Source organism: Nostoc sp. CENA543 (assembly GCF_002896875.1).
Taxonomy (GTDB): domain Bacteria; phylum Cyanobacteriota; class Cyanobacteriia; order Cyanobacteriales; family Nostocaceae; genus Trichormus.
The window spans coordinates 6,082,501-6,101,667 of sequence record NZ_CP023278.1; the positions used below are offsets into that span (position 1 = coordinate 6,082,501).

Genomic DNA, 19,167 nt, shown 5'->3' on the forward strand with positions numbered 1-19,167 from the left:
TTCCACTCCTGAAAAATTGTCTTTTGTACGGTTAAAGATGATTGCCTGAGCAGGACAGATTTTTTCACAGGGTCTAGGGCAAGTTTGGGGACATTGAGTTTGATCAAATTCAGCTTTGCGAAAATGAGGATCTTCTCCATCGTTCAAGCTGACCATTAAGAAAGGTAAATTACCTTTGTAATTAAAACCGCGCTCTTGGGCATCACTTGTTAAGCTTTTTGCCACTTGTAAAGCTTCTTGCACAGCCGCAATAACTGCCGGATCAGCAGAAACGTCTATACAGTCAGCACCAGCCAAAGTATAGGCTATTGTTAAACTTCTGACTGTGGGGAGATGTTGGAAACTAGCTCCGCAAATAAGTTTGAACCAGTTACCTTTAGTTAATGATTGTAAAGGTGCTAACAAATTATTCACATTTCTATTATGCTTTTATTTGACGAAAAATAAAAGCCTGAATATACCAAAAGCCAAGTTAAATAAATTCTTAGTTGTAATTTAACAGTAATTAAATACAAAAATTCAATCAGTTTTGTTGTTTTCTAGCTGTTGAGATTGCTAATAAGTAGTCGGACAAAATTAAATTCACTCGTTGAGAGAGGGAACAGGGAACAGGAAACAGGAACAGAAAAATCAGTTGTGCAATTAATTCTGTCTCATTACTTAACTTACCATTGAGGTGCTGAATTAATAAAGTCAATTATAAATTTTTGCTCTATAGGTTCAGAAAATAAATAACCTTGAGCAAAGTCACAATTCAAATCTTTAAGATGTGCTAGCTGTTCTGGTGTTTCAACACCCTCTGCAATGGCAGTTATGCCCATAGATTCAGCAATACTAATCATTGCTGGTACTAAACCCATATTTGCTTTATCTAACTGCATGAGTTTAACAAAAGATTTATCGATTTTCAAAGCATCAAAAGGAAATATATGCAGATAACTAAGGGATGAATAACCTGTGCCAAAGTCATCCATAATAAGTTTTATTTGGCGTTGTTTCAATTTTTGCAGAGTAGCTTTAATTTCTTCCGTATTATCCATAATGACGCTCTCTGTAATTTCTATTTCTAAGAGTCTAGGATTAACTTGGGTAGTTTGAATAATTTCATCAAATTGTTCAATAAAATTCGCTTGATAGAATAAGCGTGCGCTTAAGTTAACACTAATTGTTAAATTTTTAGCTATTTCTGGAGAGTTTTGCCAGCTACATAATTGTTCACAGGCTGACTGTAACACCCATGTGTTAATCGGTTTAATTAAACCTGTTTCTTCAGCAATGGGAATAAATTCTGTAGGATAAATGATGCCACGATGTGGGTGTTTCCAGCGTATAAGTGCCTCAAACCCAGAAATTCTGCCTGTGGATAAGGCAACAATTGGCTGATAATAGACTATGAATTCCTGTCTTTCAATGGCTTTTCTGAGGTCATTTTCCATTTCTAAAGCATGGATAGCATTCTGGTACATGGCTGGTGTGAACACATGATATCTAGCTCTGCCCATAGCTTTAGCATGATACATGGCTGTATCAGTATCTCTTAATAAATGCTCTGGTTTTTCATAATCTTTACTGCCCCAACTAATGCCAATACTGACACTCATAAAGACTTCATATATAGATAATTTAAAATTAGTAGATAATTTCTGTAATATATTTTCTGCAATTTCTAAGGCTATATTAATATCTGTAAGATTATCTAAAATAATTCCGAATTCATCGCCACCTAATCTAGCAAGGGTATCTGATGATGTCAGACATAACTGAATACGATTAGCAAGAGCAATCAGCAATTCATCTCCTACTAAATGCCCCAGGGAGTCATTGATGATTTTAAAGCGATCGCAGTCTAAAAACATCAAAGCAAAGTGATAATCATCTTCCTGTTTGGCACGATTTAAAGCTTTCTCTAAGTTCTTCATAAATAAGACTCGATTTGGCAAACCAGTAAGTGCATCATGGAGAGCAATGTCTAGTAATTTACTTTGTAGAGACTGGCTGATCGTAATTTCTTGCTGCAATTTAAGTAAAGCTTTTTCTAATTCCCAAGTTCTTTGTTTTACCCTTTGATCTAATTCAGAATTAAGTGCTATGAGTTCTAGTTGCGTTGTTCTTAATTTGATTTGATTCTGCACTCTTGCTAAAACTTCTTCGAGTTCAAAGGGTTTGGTGATGTAGTCTACGCCTCCTGTTTTAAAACCTTTAACTTTATCAAATACATCATCTAAAGCACTAATGAAAATTACGGGAATATCCGCAGTGAGTTCCCAAGCTTTAAAACGCTGACAGACTTCATAACCATCCATTTCTGGCATCATAATGTCCAACAAAATTAAATCTGGCAATACTGTTTTACAGGCAGTCAAAGCCATTTGCCAGTTTAAAGCCTTGCGAACGTTATATCCTGCTCTAGTGAGAATTGATGACAAAACTCGCAGGTTGTCAACCATATCGTCAATGATCAAAATGTCTTTTTTATTGGTTTTCAGCACAGGTAATTCATTCTGCATCTGTTCCAGTTAGTTCCATACTTTGCTGACACTTTATAGATACTTGTTAGCTAAATTATTCAGACTGTTATTTGTATCCAAGTATACTCTTTGTGAAAATTACAGCCTGATGAATAACATAGGTACTTAGGGTTAATACTAACACCACGCATAGCGTAAGATATCAAGCAGTTAACTGTTATTAGTATATAGCCATACTTAATTTATTTACATTTGCTTAAATTTTTAGCACATATCTTCTGACATAGATACATCAAACTTTGTTATAACACTATAATTAATTAGATATCACCTGGAAATACACACTACATATCTTATACAAGTAATACAATCCGTTCACTTTACGATTTCAGGAATTATTACTAATTTAATGTATTTATTTTAACTAATCAAATGTAAGTATTTAACGTATTTTCAGCGACTGCAATATGAAACCTATGTCTTTAACAGCAACTAATATGCCAAATTCATCCTGTTTGATAGCAAAACAACATAACTCAAACTAAAACTTACTCAATCTACCAATATAATGTGGTAAAATTATATACTATATATATGTGCAGTGACTAAGTAAAACTGTCAAGTCGGTTTTATCACTTGATTCAGATCAACTAAGATTATCCGAATTTAAGATTTTAAATTTTGAATTGAGGTTTTTTGTTTGTGTCCTGCAAGACAGTGGGTGGAATAAATTCAAAATACTCACTGTGCTGCGTCTGCTGATGGCTGCTCTGATTTTATTCTGAGGATAAAAATTAATTTTTTATAAAAGCTATGATTTATATAGTTAAGGAATTCTAGAAAATAAATGATTCTAGGAACAAAAGCAAAGTTCATGAATACATTGTTCCCTCCCTCTGACTGAAAACAGGGGTGTAGGAGACAGATATCTTTCGTCTATGACTGTGAAACTTGCTTCATCGGGACTGCCTCATAGACTTTGCACAGACAATAGACAATGGAATATCTTTTCTTGGAAGTCCCTAATGCTGATTTGACATCAGCATCAGCTAGGAGTGTGAGAACCGGATTGTCTTGGAAGGCGATAATCGCAACGCATAAAAAACAGATTCAACCGTTTGACTAGTAGCGTCTGAACTAGTGGTTTGAGAGTTTGACGTTGTTATTCTTAGTGGCGATCGCCGATTGACTTTCTCAGGTGATAACTTATTGGGGATATAAAGGTGATTTATCAATTTCTCCAATTTTGTTGATTGGCCAGAAACGCAGTACGGCACGGCCAATAATGTTATTACGCGGTACAACACCCCAACAACGACTGTCGTAGCTACTATTACGATTATCACCTAGAACTAGATAAGAATTAGGAGGTATTGTTTGAGATTTAGCTAAAAAAGGTGGTTGTGGCCCTGATTGACAAACATCAACAGAAGTATTTTGACTAGTGGTAATATATTTATCTTCTTTCAGGGGTTGATTGTTGATATATACTCTACCATTTTTAACGGCGACAGTTTCCCCTGGTAAAGCAATGATCCGCTTAATAAACGCGTCCTGATATTGTTCTTTTTGTAGTTCTTCTGTTGGTGAAAACACTACAATATCTCCCCTTTGGGGGTCAGAAAATTTATACTTCAATTTATCAACAATAATCTTGTCTGCTTCCCATTGGTTTGGAGTCCCGTGCAGAGTTGTTTCCATAGAACCAGAAGGAATCCAGCGTGCTTCTGCGACGAAGGTACGAATACCCAAGGCGAGAACGATACTTAATACAACTGTTCTGCCTAGTTCGGCGATCCAGGAATTATCGGGTTGTTGACTAGAGTTGTTGTCAGACACTTGATTTTGCATGAAATTATTGAAGTAAATAAAATTGTAGGTAATTAACTCTTGAGGGATACTATACTTGTTAATTTTAATGGGAGAAACTTGATTTCGTAGTCACGATTATGAGGTTTTTTTGGTAGTTATTTCCCTTTATGTAGACAAAAATCTCAAAAATCAGGACTAATTGCAGCCAAGTTACTTCTTAAATTTAGCTGTTTATGGGAACGTAGTTAGTTTGATGTCATCACTCCAAAGTATATTAATTCGGCAAGCTCGCATCATCTTACCCAGTGGGGAAACGATGGTGGGAGACGTGTTAACTAGCGATCGCCACATTGTGGAAGTTGCACCAGAAATTGCCACAACAACACCAGCAATAGAGATTGACGCACAAGGTTTAACTTTGTTGCCGGGAGTTATTGATCCGCAAGTGCATTTCCGCGAACCTGGATTAGAGCATAAGGAAGATTTATTCACAGCGAGTTGCGCCTGTGCTAAAGGTGGGGTCACGTCCTTTTTGGAAATGCCCAATACTCGTCCTCTCACCACTAACCAGGAAACATTAGACGACAAATTACAACGTGCCTCGAACAAGTGCTTAGTTAATTATGGCTTTTTTATTGGGGCCACGGCAGAAAATCTCCCAGATCTACTGACAGTATCACCAACCCCAGGCATTAAAATTTTTATGGGGTCGATGCACGGTCAATTGTTGATTGATCAAGAGGCTTTACTGGAGTCGATATTTGCTCAAGGTCGGCGATTGATTGCGGTTCATGCAGAAGACCAAGCCAGAATTCTCCAACGCCGCCAAGAATTTGCAGGTATTCATGACCCCGCCATTCATTCTCAAATCCAAGATAATCAAGCGGCACTTTTAGCAACTCAGTTGGCATTAAAACTTTCTAAAAAATATCAACGTCGTTTACATATTCTGCATATGTCTACGGCGAAGGAAGCAGAGTTATTACGTCAAGATAAACCCAGTTGGGTGACGGCGGAGGTAACACCACAACATTTAATGCTCAATACCAGTGCTTATGAAACGATTGGCACTTTAGCACAGATGAATCCCCCATTGCGATCGCCCCACGATAATGAAGTTCTTTGGCAAGCTTTGCGCGATGGTGTGATTGATTTTATTGCTACAGACCATGCTCCTCATACTTTAGAGGAAAAAGCTCAACAATATCCCAATACACCCTCTGGAATGCCGGGGGTAGAAACTTCTTTAGCTGTGATGTTAACTGCGGCGATGGCAGGTAAATGTACGGTTCCCCAGGTGGTAAATTGGATGTCTAAGGCTGTGGCGGAAGCTTATGGTATTCCCAATAAAGGAGCGATCGCACCTGGTTATGATGCCGATTTAGTCCTCGTAGACTTGAACACATATCGCCCTGTGCGCCGTGAAGAATTATTAACTAAGTCTCGCTGGAGTCCCTTTGAAGGCTGGAATCTCACAGGATGGGCTGTGACTACTATTGTGGGGGGTCAAATTGTGTATGACAAAGGTCAACTCAATACTCAAGTGCGGGGTCAAGCTTTAAGTTTCGTGTAGCAAATATCATCTAGACTTTACGTATACTGCCACCATAGATATATAGTTTAACCAAGTAAGTGCTGATTGCTGGAACTTACTCAAGCCGGGTGATTCTTTGTTGACTAGTCGGAGGGGAGAACTACAATGTCCTTCAAAATCTTGAGTTTGGATGGTGGTGGTATACGTGGAGTAATTACAGCACGCATTCTTCAAGAAGTAGAGAGACAAATTCAAGCGCAAAAAGGTCAGTCCTTATGGGAATATTTTGACCTGATTGCTGGTACGTCCACGGGATCGATTTTAACGGCTGGTATTGCTGTCGGGAAAAGTAGTGATTATTTAGTACAAATGTATGTAGATAGGGGTCAGACAATATTTCCTCGCCATTGCAAAGAACGCTTCCAGCAATTTCCTGACTTTATCCAACCCTTACTAGAAGCGTTTGCACCACCTAAATATTCTCATCAAGGACTAATTGATGTCTTAAAATCCGCGTTAGGTGACAAACGTATTCAGGAAATTAAAAACAAGATAATTTTAATTTTGGCTTACGATACCCTTTACCGGAACACCACATTTTTTACTAATTGTCATCCCGATGTGGGGTTAAGATGGTACGACGAATGTCATCTTTGGCAGTTGTGTACAGCATCAGCATCTGCACCGACATTTTTTCCGCCATATAAATTGGAACCAGTTAATAAAAAAATCTTTGGTGATTGGGTATTTCCGCACATTGATGGGGGAGTGGGAGCAAATAACCCTGCTTTGGCTGCATTAAGTTTAGTGTTGCGGTTGAGTCAATCAGCGATCGCACCGGAAATTAAACGAGAATATAAACTAGAGGGTGTCAGTTTAGAGGATATCGCCATTTTGTCGATTGGTACGGGTCAAAGTGGTGAACCTTTCATGCTTGAACAAGTGCAAAGTTGGCGGGGTATCAACTGGGCGCAGCATTTAATTGATATCTTTATGGAACCGACATCAGAAATTAGTAGCACAATTTGCCGTCAAATTATGGGTGGATACAATTCTCAACGATATTTACGGCTTCAGTTTGATTTAAATGAGAGATTTCAACCTAAAGACAAGGAAAGCTTTAGAGACACTCGCATTCTTTTAGAACGTGAACAAAGAATCAATAGATTTACCCAAAGTCCATTAAGTGAAGAAATGGATGATGCTAGACCTGAAACTATAAAAAGATTTATTGATGCTGCATCCCAATTTGTTGATGAGGGATGTACCTATTACACTAGGAATGATTGTGGCCCTAGAGTTAAAGATGCGATCGCTGCTTTTATTAAGTCTAATTAGTATTTTTACGTAAAGAACTTTAGGAAAAATCTTTTAAGCTAATTGCGGAGTGTTTATACTGAAATTTTTCGTATATGTACTAGCTTTACTTCTGTGAAATTACTTTTATTTTCATCTATCTATAGTCATATTTTAATATAAGCATAACTTTTTATACTGAAATAGCTGAATCAGTTTATCTCATAGATAAATTAACAATTAGTAACTTTACTTGTATAGATCCTGAATTGAGTTTGGGAATACTTAAGTACGAAGACAGCTAACACAGCTAATTCAGAAATTAATAATTACTTAATTTCTCTGCATTAGCTTTTTTGTGTTTAACTATCCGGATGTTTTAGCAAAGAACTGTAGAGGAAAGTAGGGTTAAGTAAACGGGCAAATTTCGGTGAATAATATGTTTTATACATATACAAATTTTATATGCACTTATTTTGTACCTGCTTAAAACCTATTTCTACTCTCTGTGATCACTAATTGTTCAAACAAGGCTGTGGCTGAAAAGCCTAGCACGACTGAGCAGAAGCCGACAATCAACAATCAATAATGTTAGTCGAATTGCGCTCAACAATCAGTTGACAGAGATTTTTAAGAAATAGTTCAACAGCAAAAACCGCAGTGTTGAAGGCGCAAAAAATTTACCAGTATTACTGGCTAACAGCTGTCTTCTCAAAATCTAATCAGCAAGATTCTTCACTCAAGGACAGGTTTATGTCAGGTTTCACTATAATTTAATTCCTTTAATAAAGCAGGTATTAAAAACATCTCATTGCTTGCTATGTAAAGCCAAAAAAAGCATTTCTGCAAGAAACGAGTTAAATTTTTGTCCATCTGGTAATCAAGTAACCGTGAATATACCCAATTTATCTGGACACGGCACACAAACTATTAGATGGTAAACACAGCAAATCCGCAATTGCACAATATTTCACCAATTTTGAATAAAGAAGACAATGTATGTTAGTGAATTTTTTCGATGAACGTGGTAGCGGTAGATAGCACGAGTGGGGAATTAAACCTCGAATATCGCTCAATGCTTGTATTGTATGGAATGAAAGTTAATTGGTAATTATGCTGTTAGTGCTGGTAAATCAAGAAACATATCCATGTATTGGCGGGTGAATTATTTACCATCATGCACGGTATTTGATGAATCATTTTGATATTACTGAAGTATTGACAGCTTTTTTACCAAGATTTTACAAAAGCTCTTCACAAAGTAGTAATTATATCGTCGAGAGTGCAATTAAAGGGTGTAATTTCAGCCTGGCGATCGCCTTGTTCTCCATAGGTTAAGTGTATTTGTAGGTAACTCATAGGTTTGTAAGGCATTCGTTCTGACCACTCAATCGCTACAATACCGGGAGTCACTTCATCACCTTCCCAGTAAATTTCCAGGTTTAATGCTGAAACCTCTTGTGGTTCTAGACGATACAAATCAAGATGATAAAGCGGTAAGCGTCCTTGCGTGTATTCATTAATCAAGGTAAATGTGGGGCTGACAATCGACTCAGTAATACCTAAACCCAGGCCAAGACCTTGGACTAACGTAGTTTTACCTGCACCTAAATCACCTTCTAGTAAAATGACACTACCAGCAGAGAGTCTTTCCCCCAAGATTATACCTAGATTTAATGTTGCTGCCGTGTCAGGAAGAAGAAGTTTCATAAGTTGGTCATTAGTCATTAGTCATTAGTCAACAGTCAACAGTCAACAGATGTTCCGATAGTGATGACTATGGGGACTATTGACTATTGACTATCACCTCATTTTCCATGATGCGCGCCACTGTACCACTTTAATAAAACTTTTGCTAGTTTTTGGGGATTGTGACGCACAAAGCCAATTTCATCTTCATACATCACGTTGGCTAAGACAATTCTTCTACCTAATTGGGATACAGCTTCTCTGTCTAAAAATACCGGATGGGAATTTTGTTGAGCATAACGGATGAGTGATTGGGCTGAGGGTGATTTTTTATGTACTAATACAGCGTCAAATAGTTGTCTGCCACCGGAAATTGCATCAATTGCCCGGATGTGATCTGCAACACTATACCCTTGAGTTTCCCCTGGTTGGGTCATGATGTTGCAGACGTATATACGTGGGGCTTCCGACTCAGCGATCGCCTCAGCAATTTCTGTGACTAATAAGTTAGGAATAATGCTAGTGTAAAGACTGCCTGGGCCGATAATAATGTAATCAGCTTCCTTGATAGCTTTAATCGCAGCTGGTAAAGCCGGAGGACTCTCAGGGATACAACCAATTTTGAGAATTTTACCCCCAGCTTTGGGAATATTCGATTCGCCCTCAATGCGACGACCATCAGCTAATTCCGCCCATAGACGGACATCGCTTAAAGTCGCTGGTAAAACTTGTCCCCGCACCGCCAAGACTCTGGAACTGGCCGCAACAGCCCTTTCTAAGTCTCCTGTGATATCACTCATAGCTGTGAGAAACAAATTACCAAAACTGTGACCAGTCAATCCATCTCCAGCCCGAAAACGATATTGAAATAATTCTGTCAATAATTTTTCTTCATCTGCTAAAGCGGCTAGACAGTTACGAATATCTCCTGGTGGTAGCACCCCAAATTCTTGGCGCAACCTTCCAGAAGAACCACCATCATCAGCCACTGTGACAATAGCAGTAATATTGGCACTATAGGTTTTTAATCCTCTGAGTAAGGTTGATAGTCCTGTTCCCCCGCCAATGACTACTATTTTGGGGCCACGATACAGGCGACGATGAGCTAATAGAACATCAATTAATTCCTCTTCTGCATCTGGTCTGAGTACCTGAGTAATCGAACCCACGGTGCGAGTTTGTCCCCACAGCACCAACAATAAACCGCAAAGTATAACTAACGGGCCGCTGATATAGTTGGGTAAGATATTGGCGATCGCACTTAAAAACACCTTAAGTAATTCCAACATCAAAAAAATAGGGGTCAGCTTAATCCAAATTGCTAACCCCAAAATTGCCAGCAGTACACCTCCAACACTAATCAGCAACCAACGCTTAACCGATAGTCCAGGGGATAACCATTTGAACCACTGGTTCACCCGATGGGAAGTTCGGCTGCGTGATTTTTGTTGCAGCGAGTGGAGGGCTTGTCTGAAAAAACCGATTGACATACCTGATTCGGAACAGTGGTACAAACAATAATTAACAGAAAATGTACACTAACTGGTTTTAACACCCAGTGTGAAATTAGAAAATTTTTCTGCTGTATTTAAACTAAGGGCAGATAGTGAATATTGCCAAATAAATAGACTTGGTTACAAAAACTTACATGGAAAAACGAATTTTAGGGTTAGATCCAGGACTAGCTATTCTGGGATTTGGGGCTATTAGCTGTACAAAAAACCCAAACCTCATACAAGATACAACAGTTAATGTCATGGATTTCGGGGTCATCAGAACTTCAAAAGACACAGATATGGGACAACGTCTGTGTACCTTGTACGATGACTTACATACTCTTATTGACCATGTGCAGCCTGATTTGGTGGCGATTGAAAAACTGTTCTTTTATCGTATGTCAAGCACCATCCTGGTGGCACAAGCTAGAGGGGTAGTCATGCTCACCTTGGCACAACATAATCTACCTTATGTAGAATATACCCCTGCTCAAATTAAACAGGCTTTAACTGGCTATGGCAATGCTGATAAATCAGAGGTGCAAGAAGCAGTTGCACGGGAGTTAGATTTAGAAGATATACCCCAGCCAGATGATGCTGCGGATGGTTTGGCTGTGGCTTTGACCGCGTGTTTTCAGTTGTAAGTTGATGCACTAACACTTGATTTCTGCACTAAACTCTGTGCAGTTTCCTCTAATTATGGGGATACCATATGTAGCATATTTTCTTTTTAAAAAAGATATCAATATTCAAAAAGCTTTTTTGCAATTTATGCTGATAGACAAAATGAAAAAAAATTGAATTACTCTATCAAATTATTTTAATTACATATAAAAAAGGCTTGGTCATTCCAAGCCTAATTATATACCAAGCATTTACTACACCAAAACTAATGTAAACTCACTCATTCTCTGGGTCATCTGCCTCTAGATTGTATACAAATTATCTAATATCTGATATGTAATAACTTATTTGATGACAGAAAAGGTTTGGTTATAAACCAAACCTTGATAATTGCTGTGCTTAACAACGTAATAACACATTTTAATCTAAAACTTTTTACATATCATCTTCCTGGAGTATTTGAATATCTATTAATTTCGTTTTATGCTTCTACTATTCTAGTAAAATCAAGGATTAATTTGTCAGACATAATTATCGAAAAAAGGGACATAATAAATAACCCAAAAAAGTAAAAAGAGGCTTGAGGATTTTCTCAGCCTCTAGGTATACCAGGTGTTTACCATATATCCTTAATTTATGCCTATTTAGATAATAATTCATCTCTCAATAAGATGTGTACAAAATTTAAAAAATCTGGTATGCCATCTTCAAAAGCAATCAGATATAAGTATTCAATTAATTTTGCTAAATACCGTTTTGCAGATATTTTTAGCAACTAAATAACGCAAAATAATACCCTGGATGGCTTTCCAGGGTACACACACGTTTTTCAGGCATTAACAGATTAGATTATAGCGATCGCAAAATTTTATTTCCCCCATCCCCAGAAATATTTAATATCTTCAGAAATTCGCCATTTAAAACTTAAGACAGTTTAGGCAAACTTTTTGATGTCCTAATTTCCTATTTCTTCTTCAGCAAACAGTCATGAATATAACGCCCAGTATTTCAAAAAAATCAAACCGATTTCCTATTAATTCGTTGATTAAAAATCAATTTATTAATTCTAGTTTTAACAAAATAGGCTCGGAGAATAGCCAAGCCCATTAATACCAAGAGTTTACCATATACTGTTTAATATATTGGTAGTATTGCTTTAGTTCATCTATCTATGGATGTGGAAATATAGCTTCAGATGTATCAAAAATACAGATGTGTAAAAGACATAAAATAGTAATTAATAAAAATGAGTAAATCATCGCTATAAAGCAATCATCCTCAAGCAAAAATCAACTATCAATAAAAAAGGTTTAGCCAGTGCTAAACCTCCATAGAAAGCAGTTATTCGACACACCAGAATCAATTTAGAGCTACTCTTGTTTTCAGTCATCTCTCTGAAGGATGTGTTTAAATTTCCCATAATTTGATTAGAGGGGACTAGGGAGTACAAGCCAAACTTCTCGTTGAGACGCTGACGTGTAGCTTGCTTCCTCTGTGAGTGAAGTTACGCCGCTAACACTCCCTGTGAGTAGCTTTTATCTCCTGCACCCTACTCTCTTGCTTTTTCACCAAGTTGATTGTAATAAACGGAGAGGGGGGGATTCGAACCCCCGTTGAGTTTCCCCAAAACGCATTTCGAGTGCGTCACCATCAACCACTCGGACACCTCTCCAGATATAAACTCACGAGTTTGAGTTTTTTTCAGTCTTGAAGTAACTCAAACTATGTAAATTTAGGAAACTACTGAGAATAAGTTTCCTTACGCCATGATAGCATCTATCAACTTGTAGCGATCGCCTGTCCCAGTTGATCAAACCAACTCAGTCAACGCGCACAGGAATATTTACATATAAATTTCACTGGATTGTAATATCTCTGTCAAATCCCTGTGTAATATTTAATGCAGGCTAAAAGATAAGCTTTTTACAAGGGTAGGGCTTCCTACCTTTTTTCAAAGCGAATATTTATATGGCTTTAATGAAGTTGTACAGCCTCATCAGTGGAAAATCATGCGGTTCAACTATCCTTGACCCCGAAATTTTCGGGGTTTTTCTTTTTAGGTGAGAACTAAGTTATCTCGATGAATCACGGTTTCTGCGCCGACGTGACCCAAAATCCTGGGAATATCCCTGGAGTGACAACCACGAATCTTTTCTAGGTCGGTGCTGTTGTAATTCACTAATCCCCTAGCAATCTCTTGACCATTGCCGTCACATAATTGTACAGCGTCTTGGCTGTCAAATTCCCCTTCAACGGCTTTAATGCCGGCGGGTAATAAGGATTTTCCAGCTTCTACAATAGCCGCGATCGCACCAGTATCTAAATATAATTTCCCGGTCGGCACTAGACCATAGGCAATCCAACGTTTCCGGGCTGAGGTGGGTTCTGGTTGGGGGAGAAAGTGTGTACCGATGGCTTCCCCTTGTAAAATTTTGGCGATATTGCGGGGAAATCTTCCCTGGGTAATCACGGTACGCACTCCTGCGGCGATCGCAATTCTCGCGGCTGAGATTTTTGTCACCATTCCACCAGTACCCCATTGTGACCCTTGAGAGCCTGTTTGCACTTGTAATTCTGTCAATTCTTTCATGCTAGTTACCAAAGAAATTGGTTGAGCATCGGGTACAGAACGGGGATCGGCAGAATATAACTTATCAACGTCGGTGAGCAAAAATAGCCAGTCGGCTTCTACTAGACTGGCAACCAAAGCTGATAGGGTGTCGTTATCACCGAATTTCAATTCATCAACGGCGACTGTATCATTTTCATTCACGACGGGAATGACACCCAATTCCAGCAGTTCACCAAAGGTATTGGAAACATTGAGGTAACGGCTACGCTGGACTAAATCACTGCGTGTGAGCAATACTTGAGCAATTGGCTGTTGCAAAGTAGTAAATAAATCGTCATATACGCGCATTAATCGCCCTTGACCAACAGCCGCTACAGCCTGCTTGAGGGCGATCGCTTTGGGTCTTTCCGTTAAACCCAAACGCGCACAACCCACTCCCACCGCGCCGGAAGATACTAAAATGACTCGATGACCCTGCTGTCGCAAATGCGTCAAGGTTTCCGCTAATGTGGCGATCGTAGAAAGTGCTAGTTGTCCAGTCTGCGGTTGAGTGAGGCTAGATGTACCGATTTTGACGACGATGGTTTTGGTCATTAGTCATTAGTCATTAGTCATTAGTCAACAGTCAACAGTTATTAGTCAACAGTCAACGGGGATCAAGTTTGAGATCGTAATTGAATTATTGTATTAAACTACAAAGCGTCAGTCCCTCTATATATTGAGGCTGACGCTTTATGAGTTTATATAGATTTGTTATGGGCTAGAGTCTCTTTTTTTGCTGACTCTGATGTTATTAATACTTATAATCTGCGATTTTTGTTCATTCCTCGATTTTTTTAATTATTTTTTTAGATTTAGTTTTTTTAACCATTCCTCAATCTTTGTGAATTTTTGTATCATGAGTAATAATTGATGCTCCCAAGATTTCCGAAAGCCAAACTTCAAAGTTACGAATGGGATGGGAACGCAAGACAGCATCAGGGTGGAGGATGGGTTCTACCAAAATTGTAAACATACCTAGACGATTTCCCGCTAGCACATCAGTAAACAAGCGATCGCCTACCATTCCTACCTGATGTACTGGTAAATCCATTGCCTGGAGTGCAGCACGAATCTTTTTGCGGGAAGGTTTGGCTGCTCCCAGGTAGTAGGGCAAATTCAAAGAACGAGCAATGCTACCAATTCGAGCTTCGCTTAAATTATTGCTGACTAGCCACAATGCAGTATGGGTGCGTACTTGCTCTACCCAAGCTTTCAATTCTGGGGAAGCCGCTCCCACTGTAATCGGGACTAAAGTTTCATCCACATCCAAAACTAGCCCTTTTAGCTCATAATGTTGAATAATCTCAGGGGTCAGACTCAATATCGAATCACCCAAAGCTAAATCAGGCTGCAAGAACTTGTTCCAGGTCATAGTTATTAGTCATTAGTCATTAGTCATTAGTCAACAGTGTGTTTTTCTGTTTTCTAATACGATTTCCAGCGTAACTTAAACTTATTTACATAACAAATAGCCCTGAGCCATGATAGATGCTTGACTCTGGGACTAAAATTTTGATGATTAATTAAAAATTCCAGAATTTTAGATACAAAATGCCAGATTTTGATTTTTAATTAAAAATTTTGCCTGTTATTCCACTTCATTAAACAGTTGGTCTTCTAACAGTGGTTGCACTTCCCGAAACTCCTCTGGGGAAAGCAGTATGGGTTCGCCTGTTTTTGATAGTCTAGCGAAAAACAACAGTGGATCAAGCGGTGTATAGATGGCATACTCCTGCTCATGATGGTAGAAAGTGGTGATTAACTGCAACTGCTCAGGTTCTAAATCTGCTTCTTCATCTTCAATTTCTAAAGTAAACAGGTCTGATTCTTCTACAGGAGGTAAATCACCAGCAACGGTCAAGGCATAAGCAGTATTTTTCAATACTAAATTCTGTTCAGCTAAGACAGCTTGAGCAGTGCTGAAGATTTCATCAATGATGTCATCATCTTCTACTAAAACTGCTTCCTCGTCCTCACCTTCACCCTCCCAGGCAAAAATTTCGATGGATGAATCGATAGGAAGCAACAAAACATATTCTTGTCCATCTGCTGAAAGCGAACGTTCTACGTAACACTCAAGGGTTCGCCCCTTATCATCAGTCAAAGTGATGGAACTTGTGGGAGCTTGATCGTTATTTTCAGGAAATGGAGAAGAAAACATAGCTAAGAAATAAAACTTTATAAGTACCAACAGTTGGAAAAATCGCTTTGCTGTTTGATGACGGGTAATGTCAAGCAAATACCTTTAGACTTCAATACCACTGCTGCGTAACAGATTTCAGAATATCATGTTCAAAGGTATCAATACTCTACGGCTATCTCGGAACTGTTAATTATAGCTCGTTTACTATCTAGCCACTGTTGTAAAATAATTGCTGCGGCTTTGCGGTCGATTAAACTTTTGTGGCGTGAGGGCGAGCGATTCTCAGCAATCATGAGTTGTTCGGCTTGAAAGGAAGTTAATCGTTCATCAACGTATTCTAAAGGCAGTTGTAGAGCTTTAGAGAGCCTATTGGCAAATTTTTGTACCTGACGAGCCTGAAAGCCCAAAGAACCATCCATTGAATAGGGTAAGCCCACAACTAGTATTTGCACTTGACGCTCATCGACTAAATTACGGATTTGTGACACATCTTGTTCAAAAGATGTCCGCTCCAGGGTAGTAAGTCCTGTAGCGATTAACCCTGTGCGATCGCACCCTGCAATCCCAATGCGTTTACGTCCTACATCTAATCCTAGTGCTGATATATGTTTTGTGGTCATTAGTCAATAGTCAATAGTCAACAGTCAATAGTCAATAGTTATTGGGAATGGGGCATTGGGTATTGGGCATTGTATATTTCTCCCCCTGCTCCCTGCTCCCTGCCCCCTGCCCTCTGGCTTCCCTGCTTCTGCTCAAAAGTCAGCAATCCTTAATTCTCCTGCTGCTCTTCTGTCAACTCTTGATGACAAACTGAGTCGATGTGACAATTTTTACTATTAAATGTGACTGATTCTGACTGGTGTTTGACGGGGATTTCTGGGGTTTGCTTTTGTCTGACTTCTGCCCAGGACATTCCGCCGGGTATGGGTTTACGGGCTGGTTGTAAGCCTTGTAATACATCAGTCCATTGAATCCCTTCTAAGGAGACAAATTTGGACTCCCGTAGTTTGTGCCACACGGAACGGGACATGATGAGGGTGTGTTCTATGCGTTTTGCGCCGATTCGTTCTAAGTATTCTTCCCTTTCTGGCTGGTAGTCAGAGGAAGCAAGTTTTAATCCTTGCTGGGGAAAATCTTGGGCAATACGAGCTAGTTGGGCTAATAACTCTGGATATAGCCAAGTATAAGCAGGGTGAACGGTCAGGGTAGCAACGTGGGGTGTGTCGCCTTTGCGCTCCAGTTGTACCTGAAAATAACCGATGGCGGCTTTGCGTTGGGGTTCAAAGACGTAGCCACTGACGACTTCGGTTTTTGTGACCCATTGTTTGACAGCATCAGCCAACGCGCCGAATAAACTGGTTTTAAAGTCGCGGTTATTGCGATCGAATACTTGGCGCACTAAAGGGGGCATTGAGGCTGTATCTAGTTGATAGAGTAATTGAGCATCAGCATTACTCACAGGTAAAAGATTAGGCAAGTCTGGTTCAGCTTGCGCTAATTCAGTCAGCAGTTCCGGCTCGATTTCCCAGTAAGTCATTTCAGCAAGACGCTGAAACCCATTTTGACGATAAAGTGCCAATGCGTCTAAATCATTGACATTAACTTCTAATAACCAAGTCCGCGCTTCTAAAATCGATTCAAAACAGTGGCGCAGGAGTTGGGAACCAATTACTTGTTTATCCGCACTCCTATCTAACATCACCCGATCAACGCGCCAAGTGGTGCGTGTGCGATTGAACGGTGACACTTGAACCATCCCTAAAAGCATTCGCCCCTGCTCGGCTACATAGGCGCAGAAACGATGTTGTAGGGGGTTAGGAAACCAACTTAAAAACCTCAGTAAGCCATACCAGCGATGCAGTGATTGCATTTGCTGGTTAACAAGGTTAGCTCCTTCGGGAGACAAAGCGGCAAAAGATTCTTGAGATAAACGCTCAATTCCGTCCAGATCCCTGTATTGGACTGGCCGGATGACAACGCTGAGATTTTGGGGAAGTAAGGAGTTCATTTTAATGTGGGCTGCCATGTAGCCTTAACTGACTGGGAAGAGGGGAACTGCTGCAATTATCTTAACGGCTTTCCGTGCTTTGCTGTTGCTCCCAAGGAGTGATTTTGGTCACTAAATAATCGAAAAATAAACAAGCAGACTGGTTGAGTTAACTTTTGAGTTGCACTCAACGTAATCTGCTTTCATTTTATTTGCTTTTTTTGTTAATTATATTTTTTCTAAACTACAAACCCTGACGAGAAACCAGCTTTTCAAAGGTGGCTTGGGTTTGATGTAGCAGTTGTTCTCGGCTATCTTCTTGTGTTGGTTTGAGGGTTGGAAGTAAATTGCGTGCTTGCAGAGTCATGTGCAATTGTAGATGGGCAACGTATTCACTGATATCTTCTTTTGTTAAAGACGCGCCTTGGGATAAATTTGACTCTATTGCCACTGTATTCTCCTTATCTTAGCGTGTGGTTGCTTCACATCATAAAAAACTTATCATGTTGTTTTACTGAGCTTCTTAATTTGCAATGAAGTTTAATGGTTGTCTTGACGGTGGGCATGGGGCATGGGGTATGGCTTATGGGGCAGGGGTTATGGGGTATTTTTACTGAAGTCTTGGTAAAGATGGACTTATATTTGAGGCTTTGCTGAAAATCCAGATTGGGCAAGGATTGTGAGTAATTTTTAACTGGTGGCAATATCTCAGACTGACTGTGTGAAACTACTGATATTTAATGAAGTTTCTTCTAAAGAAACGAAGTTTGTTTAATTGGGAAACAAACTTACACTCCTCACTGTCGTTATAACTACGAAAATTGACGTACTCGGCTGAGTTCAAAATTTTCCAACAACATTGTTAAATATACCCATATAAGGTGAGTTATGAAGAGTCAAAACTTCAAGCAAACATCTGTTAAGTTTGCTCAATCTTTCATGGCTGCGGCTGCGCTGATGACTGCTTCCGTTGGCCCTGCGTTGGCGAATAATCCTAGTGTGCAGATTCTAGGTGCAAATTACGGTGGTAATGGTTGTCCTGGGGGAACTGCTAGTGTGAGTGTGAGTCCTGATGGACAAGAGCTGACTATTCTATTTGACGAATTTGTAGCTGATGGCAGCCAGCGTTCACAAAGACGCAAAAGCTGTAATATGAGCATTCCGATTAAAGTTCCCCAAGGTTTCCAGGTGTCTTTCTATGATGCGGACTTTCGGGGTTATGTTGCTCCTGGGACGACTGGGAACTTGAGAGCCGAATACTTTTTTGCTGGACAACGTGGCCCTGTGTTTTCTAGAACATTCAGAGGCGAAAACAACTATAATGTGCGACACGAATTAGCGACTGTAGCTGATGTCTGGTCACGTTGTGGCGACAGTGTAAATATGCGGGTGAATGCGGCGATGACAGCTAGTGGTCAAGGAATAGCGACTGTTGATTCGTTTGACCTTGCACACCGTGGTTTGGTTTATCACGTTAAATATCGCCAGTGTCGCTAAGGTTGGA

At 39.5% G+C, this 19,167-nt stretch carries 15 protein-coding genes and 1 tRNA gene (1 of these 16 only partly in view); 4 read left to right on the forward strand and 12 right to left on the reverse strand.

Annotated elements, in window-relative coordinates:
* From ldpA to lepB, 3 genes are all read right to left on the reverse strand, one after another.
* A protein-coding gene (gene ldpA, locus CLI64_RS25530; RefSeq protein WP_103139848.1) for a circadian clock protein LdpA crosses the window boundary here: on the reverse strand, nt 1–414 show its start. It extends 702 nt beyond the left edge of the window; the window shows 414 of its 1,116 coding nt (coding positions 1–414); its start codon is at nt 412–414; its stop codon lies beyond the left edge, outside the window.
* 251 nt (nt 415–665) lie between these two features.
* Nucleotides 666–2,507 (reverse strand): GGDEF domain-containing response regulator, encoded by a 1,842-nt coding sequence (locus CLI64_RS25535; protein WP_103139849.1) that lies wholly within the window; start codon nt 2,505–2,507, stop codon nt 666–668.
* 1,167 nt (nt 2,508–3,674) lie between these two features.
* Nucleotides 3,675–4,319 carry a signal peptidase I gene (gene lepB / locus CLI64_RS25540; protein WP_103139850.1) on the reverse strand — a complete coding sequence of 215 codons (645 nt, stop codon included), beginning with the start codon at nt 4,317–4,319 and terminating at the stop codon, nt 3,675–3,677.
* A gap of 214 nt (nt 4,320–4,533) precedes the next feature.
* On the opposite strand from lepB, the gene CLI64_RS25545 reads away from it, so the two are divergent.
* Entirely contained in the window at nt 4,534–5,853 is a 1,320-nt protein-coding gene (locus CLI64_RS25545; RefSeq protein WP_103139851.1) for a dihydroorotase, read from the forward strand.
* 126 nt (nt 5,854–5,979) lie between these two features.
* Nucleotides 5,980–7,152, forward strand: a complete 1,173-nt coding sequence (locus CLI64_RS25550; protein WP_103139852.1) for a patatin-like phospholipase family protein — start codon at nt 5,980–5,982, stop codon at nt 7,150–7,152.
* Nucleotides 7,153–8,364: 1,212 nt separating this feature from the next.
* Here the strand turns inward: CLI64_RS25550 and tsaE are convergent.
* Nucleotides 8,365–8,820, reverse strand: coding sequence for a tRNA (adenosine(37)-N6)-threonylcarbamoyltransferase complex ATPase subunit type 1 TsaE (tsaE, locus tag CLI64_RS25555; RefSeq protein WP_103140876.1), 456 nt, complete (start codon nt 8,818–8,820; stop codon nt 8,365–8,367).
* Between the two features lie 98 nt (nt 8,821–8,918).
* A complete protein-coding gene (yvcK, locus tag CLI64_RS25560) occupies nt 8,919–10,289 on the reverse strand; it encodes a gluconeogenesis factor YvcK family protein (RefSeq protein ID WP_103139853.1) in 1,371 nt (456 codons plus the stop codon).
* A 158-nt stretch (nt 10,290–10,447) separates the two neighbouring features.
* On the opposite strand from yvcK, the gene ruvC reads away from it, so the two are divergent.
* On the forward strand, nt 10,448–10,939 hold the full coding sequence (gene ruvC, locus CLI64_RS25565) for a crossover junction endodeoxyribonuclease RuvC (protein ID WP_103139854.1): 492 nt from the start codon (nt 10,448–10,450) through the stop codon (nt 10,937–10,939).
* 1,567 nt (nt 10,940–12,506) lie between these two features.
* Here ruvC and CLI64_RS25570 read toward each other — a convergent pair.
* The 7 genes from CLI64_RS25570 to CLI64_RS25600 all read right to left on the reverse strand — a co-directional run bounded on the left by CLI64_RS25570 (nt 12,507) and on the right by CLI64_RS25600 (nt 18,108).
* A tRNA-Ser gene (locus CLI64_RS25570) sits at nt 12,507–12,591 on the reverse strand.
* A gap of 384 nt (nt 12,592–12,975) precedes the next feature.
* A complete protein-coding gene (proB, locus tag CLI64_RS25575) occupies nt 12,976–14,085 on the reverse strand; it encodes a glutamate 5-kinase (RefSeq protein WP_103139855.1) in 1,110 nt (369 codons plus the stop codon).
* 280 nt (nt 14,086–14,365) lie between these two features.
* Nucleotides 14,366–14,905 carry a YqeG family HAD IIIA-type phosphatase gene (locus CLI64_RS25580; RefSeq protein ID WP_103139856.1) on the reverse strand — a complete coding sequence of 180 codons (540 nt, stop codon included), beginning with the start codon at nt 14,903–14,905 and terminating at the stop codon, nt 14,366–14,368.
* A gap of 216 nt (nt 14,906–15,121) precedes the next feature.
* On the reverse strand, nt 15,122–15,694 hold the full coding sequence (locus CLI64_RS25585) for a DUF3727 domain-containing protein (protein WP_103139857.1): 573 nt from the start codon (nt 15,692–15,694) through the stop codon (nt 15,122–15,124).
* A 140-nt stretch (nt 15,695–15,834) separates the two neighbouring features.
* Nucleotides 15,835–16,296 (reverse strand): Holliday junction resolvase RuvX, encoded by a 462-nt coding sequence (gene ruvX / locus CLI64_RS25590; RefSeq protein WP_103139858.1) that lies wholly within the window; start codon nt 16,294–16,296, stop codon nt 15,835–15,837.
* A 149-nt stretch (nt 16,297–16,445) separates the two neighbouring features.
* Nucleotides 16,446–17,702 (reverse strand): GNAT family N-acetyltransferase, encoded by a 1,257-nt coding sequence (locus CLI64_RS25595; protein WP_103139859.1) that lies wholly within the window; start codon nt 17,700–17,702, stop codon nt 16,446–16,448.
* 205 nt (nt 17,703–17,907) lie between these two features.
* Nucleotides 17,908–18,108, reverse strand: coding sequence for a hypothetical protein (locus CLI64_RS25600; protein WP_103140877.1), 201 nt, complete (start codon nt 18,106–18,108; stop codon nt 17,908–17,910).
* Between the two features lie 443 nt (nt 18,109–18,551).
* Here CLI64_RS25600 and CLI64_RS25605 point away from each other — a divergent pair, with 443 nt between their 5' ends.
* Nucleotides 18,552–19,160, forward strand: a complete 609-nt coding sequence (locus CLI64_RS25605; protein WP_103139860.1) for a DUF4360 domain-containing protein — start codon at nt 18,552–18,554, stop codon at nt 19,158–19,160.
* The last annotated feature ends 7 nt before the right edge of the window (nt 19,161–19,167 follow it).

What these genes read in the sequence shown, in the direction of transcription:
- CLI64_RS25580 (WP_103139856.1), bottom strand. Translation starts at nt 14,905, where the DNA reads ATGACCTGGAACAAGTTCTTGCAGCCTGATTTAGCTTTGGGTGATTCG.
- ruvC (WP_103139854.1), top strand. Translation starts at nt 10,448, where the DNA reads ATGGAAAAACGAATTTTAGGGTTAGATCCAGGACTAGCTATTCTGGGA.
- CLI64_RS25545 (WP_103139851.1), top strand. Translation starts at nt 4,534, where the DNA reads ATGTCATCACTCCAAAGTATATTAATTCGGCAAGCTCGCATCATCTTA.
- CLI64_RS25605 (WP_103139860.1), top strand. Translation starts at nt 18,552, where the DNA reads ATGAAGAGTCAAAACTTCAAGCAAACATCTGTTAAGTTTGCTCAATCT.
- proB (WP_103139855.1), bottom strand. Translation starts at nt 14,085, where the DNA reads ATGACCAAAACCATCGTCGTCAAAATCGGTACATCTAGCCTCACTCAA.
- ruvX (WP_103139858.1), bottom strand. Translation starts at nt 16,296, where the DNA reads ATGACCACAAAACATATATCAGCACTAGGATTAGATGTAGGACGTAAA.
- CLI64_RS25595 (WP_103139859.1), bottom strand. Translation starts at nt 17,702, where the DNA reads ATGGCAGCCCACATTAAAATGAACTCCTTACTTCCCCAAAATCTCAGC.
- yvcK (WP_103139853.1), bottom strand. Translation starts at nt 10,289, where the DNA reads ATGTCAATCGGTTTTTTCAGACAAGCCCTCCACTCGCTGCAACAAAAA.
- CLI64_RS25550 (WP_103139852.1), top strand. Translation starts at nt 5,980, where the DNA reads ATGTCCTTCAAAATCTTGAGTTTGGATGGTGGTGGTATACGTGGAGTA.
- lepB (WP_103139850.1), bottom strand. Translation starts at nt 4,319, where the DNA reads ATGCAAAATCAAGTGTCTGACAACAACTCTAGTCAACAACCCGATAAT.
- CLI64_RS25535 (WP_103139849.1), bottom strand. Translation starts at nt 2,507, where the DNA reads ATGCAGAATGAATTACCTGTGCTGAAAACCAATAAAAAAGACATTTTG.
- tsaE (WP_103140876.1), bottom strand. Translation starts at nt 8,820, where the DNA reads ATGAAACTTCTTCTTCCTGACACGGCAGCAACATTAAATCTAGGTATA.
- CLI64_RS25585 (WP_103139857.1), bottom strand. Translation starts at nt 15,694, where the DNA reads ATGTTTTCTTCTCCATTTCCTGAAAATAACGATCAAGCTCCCACAAGT.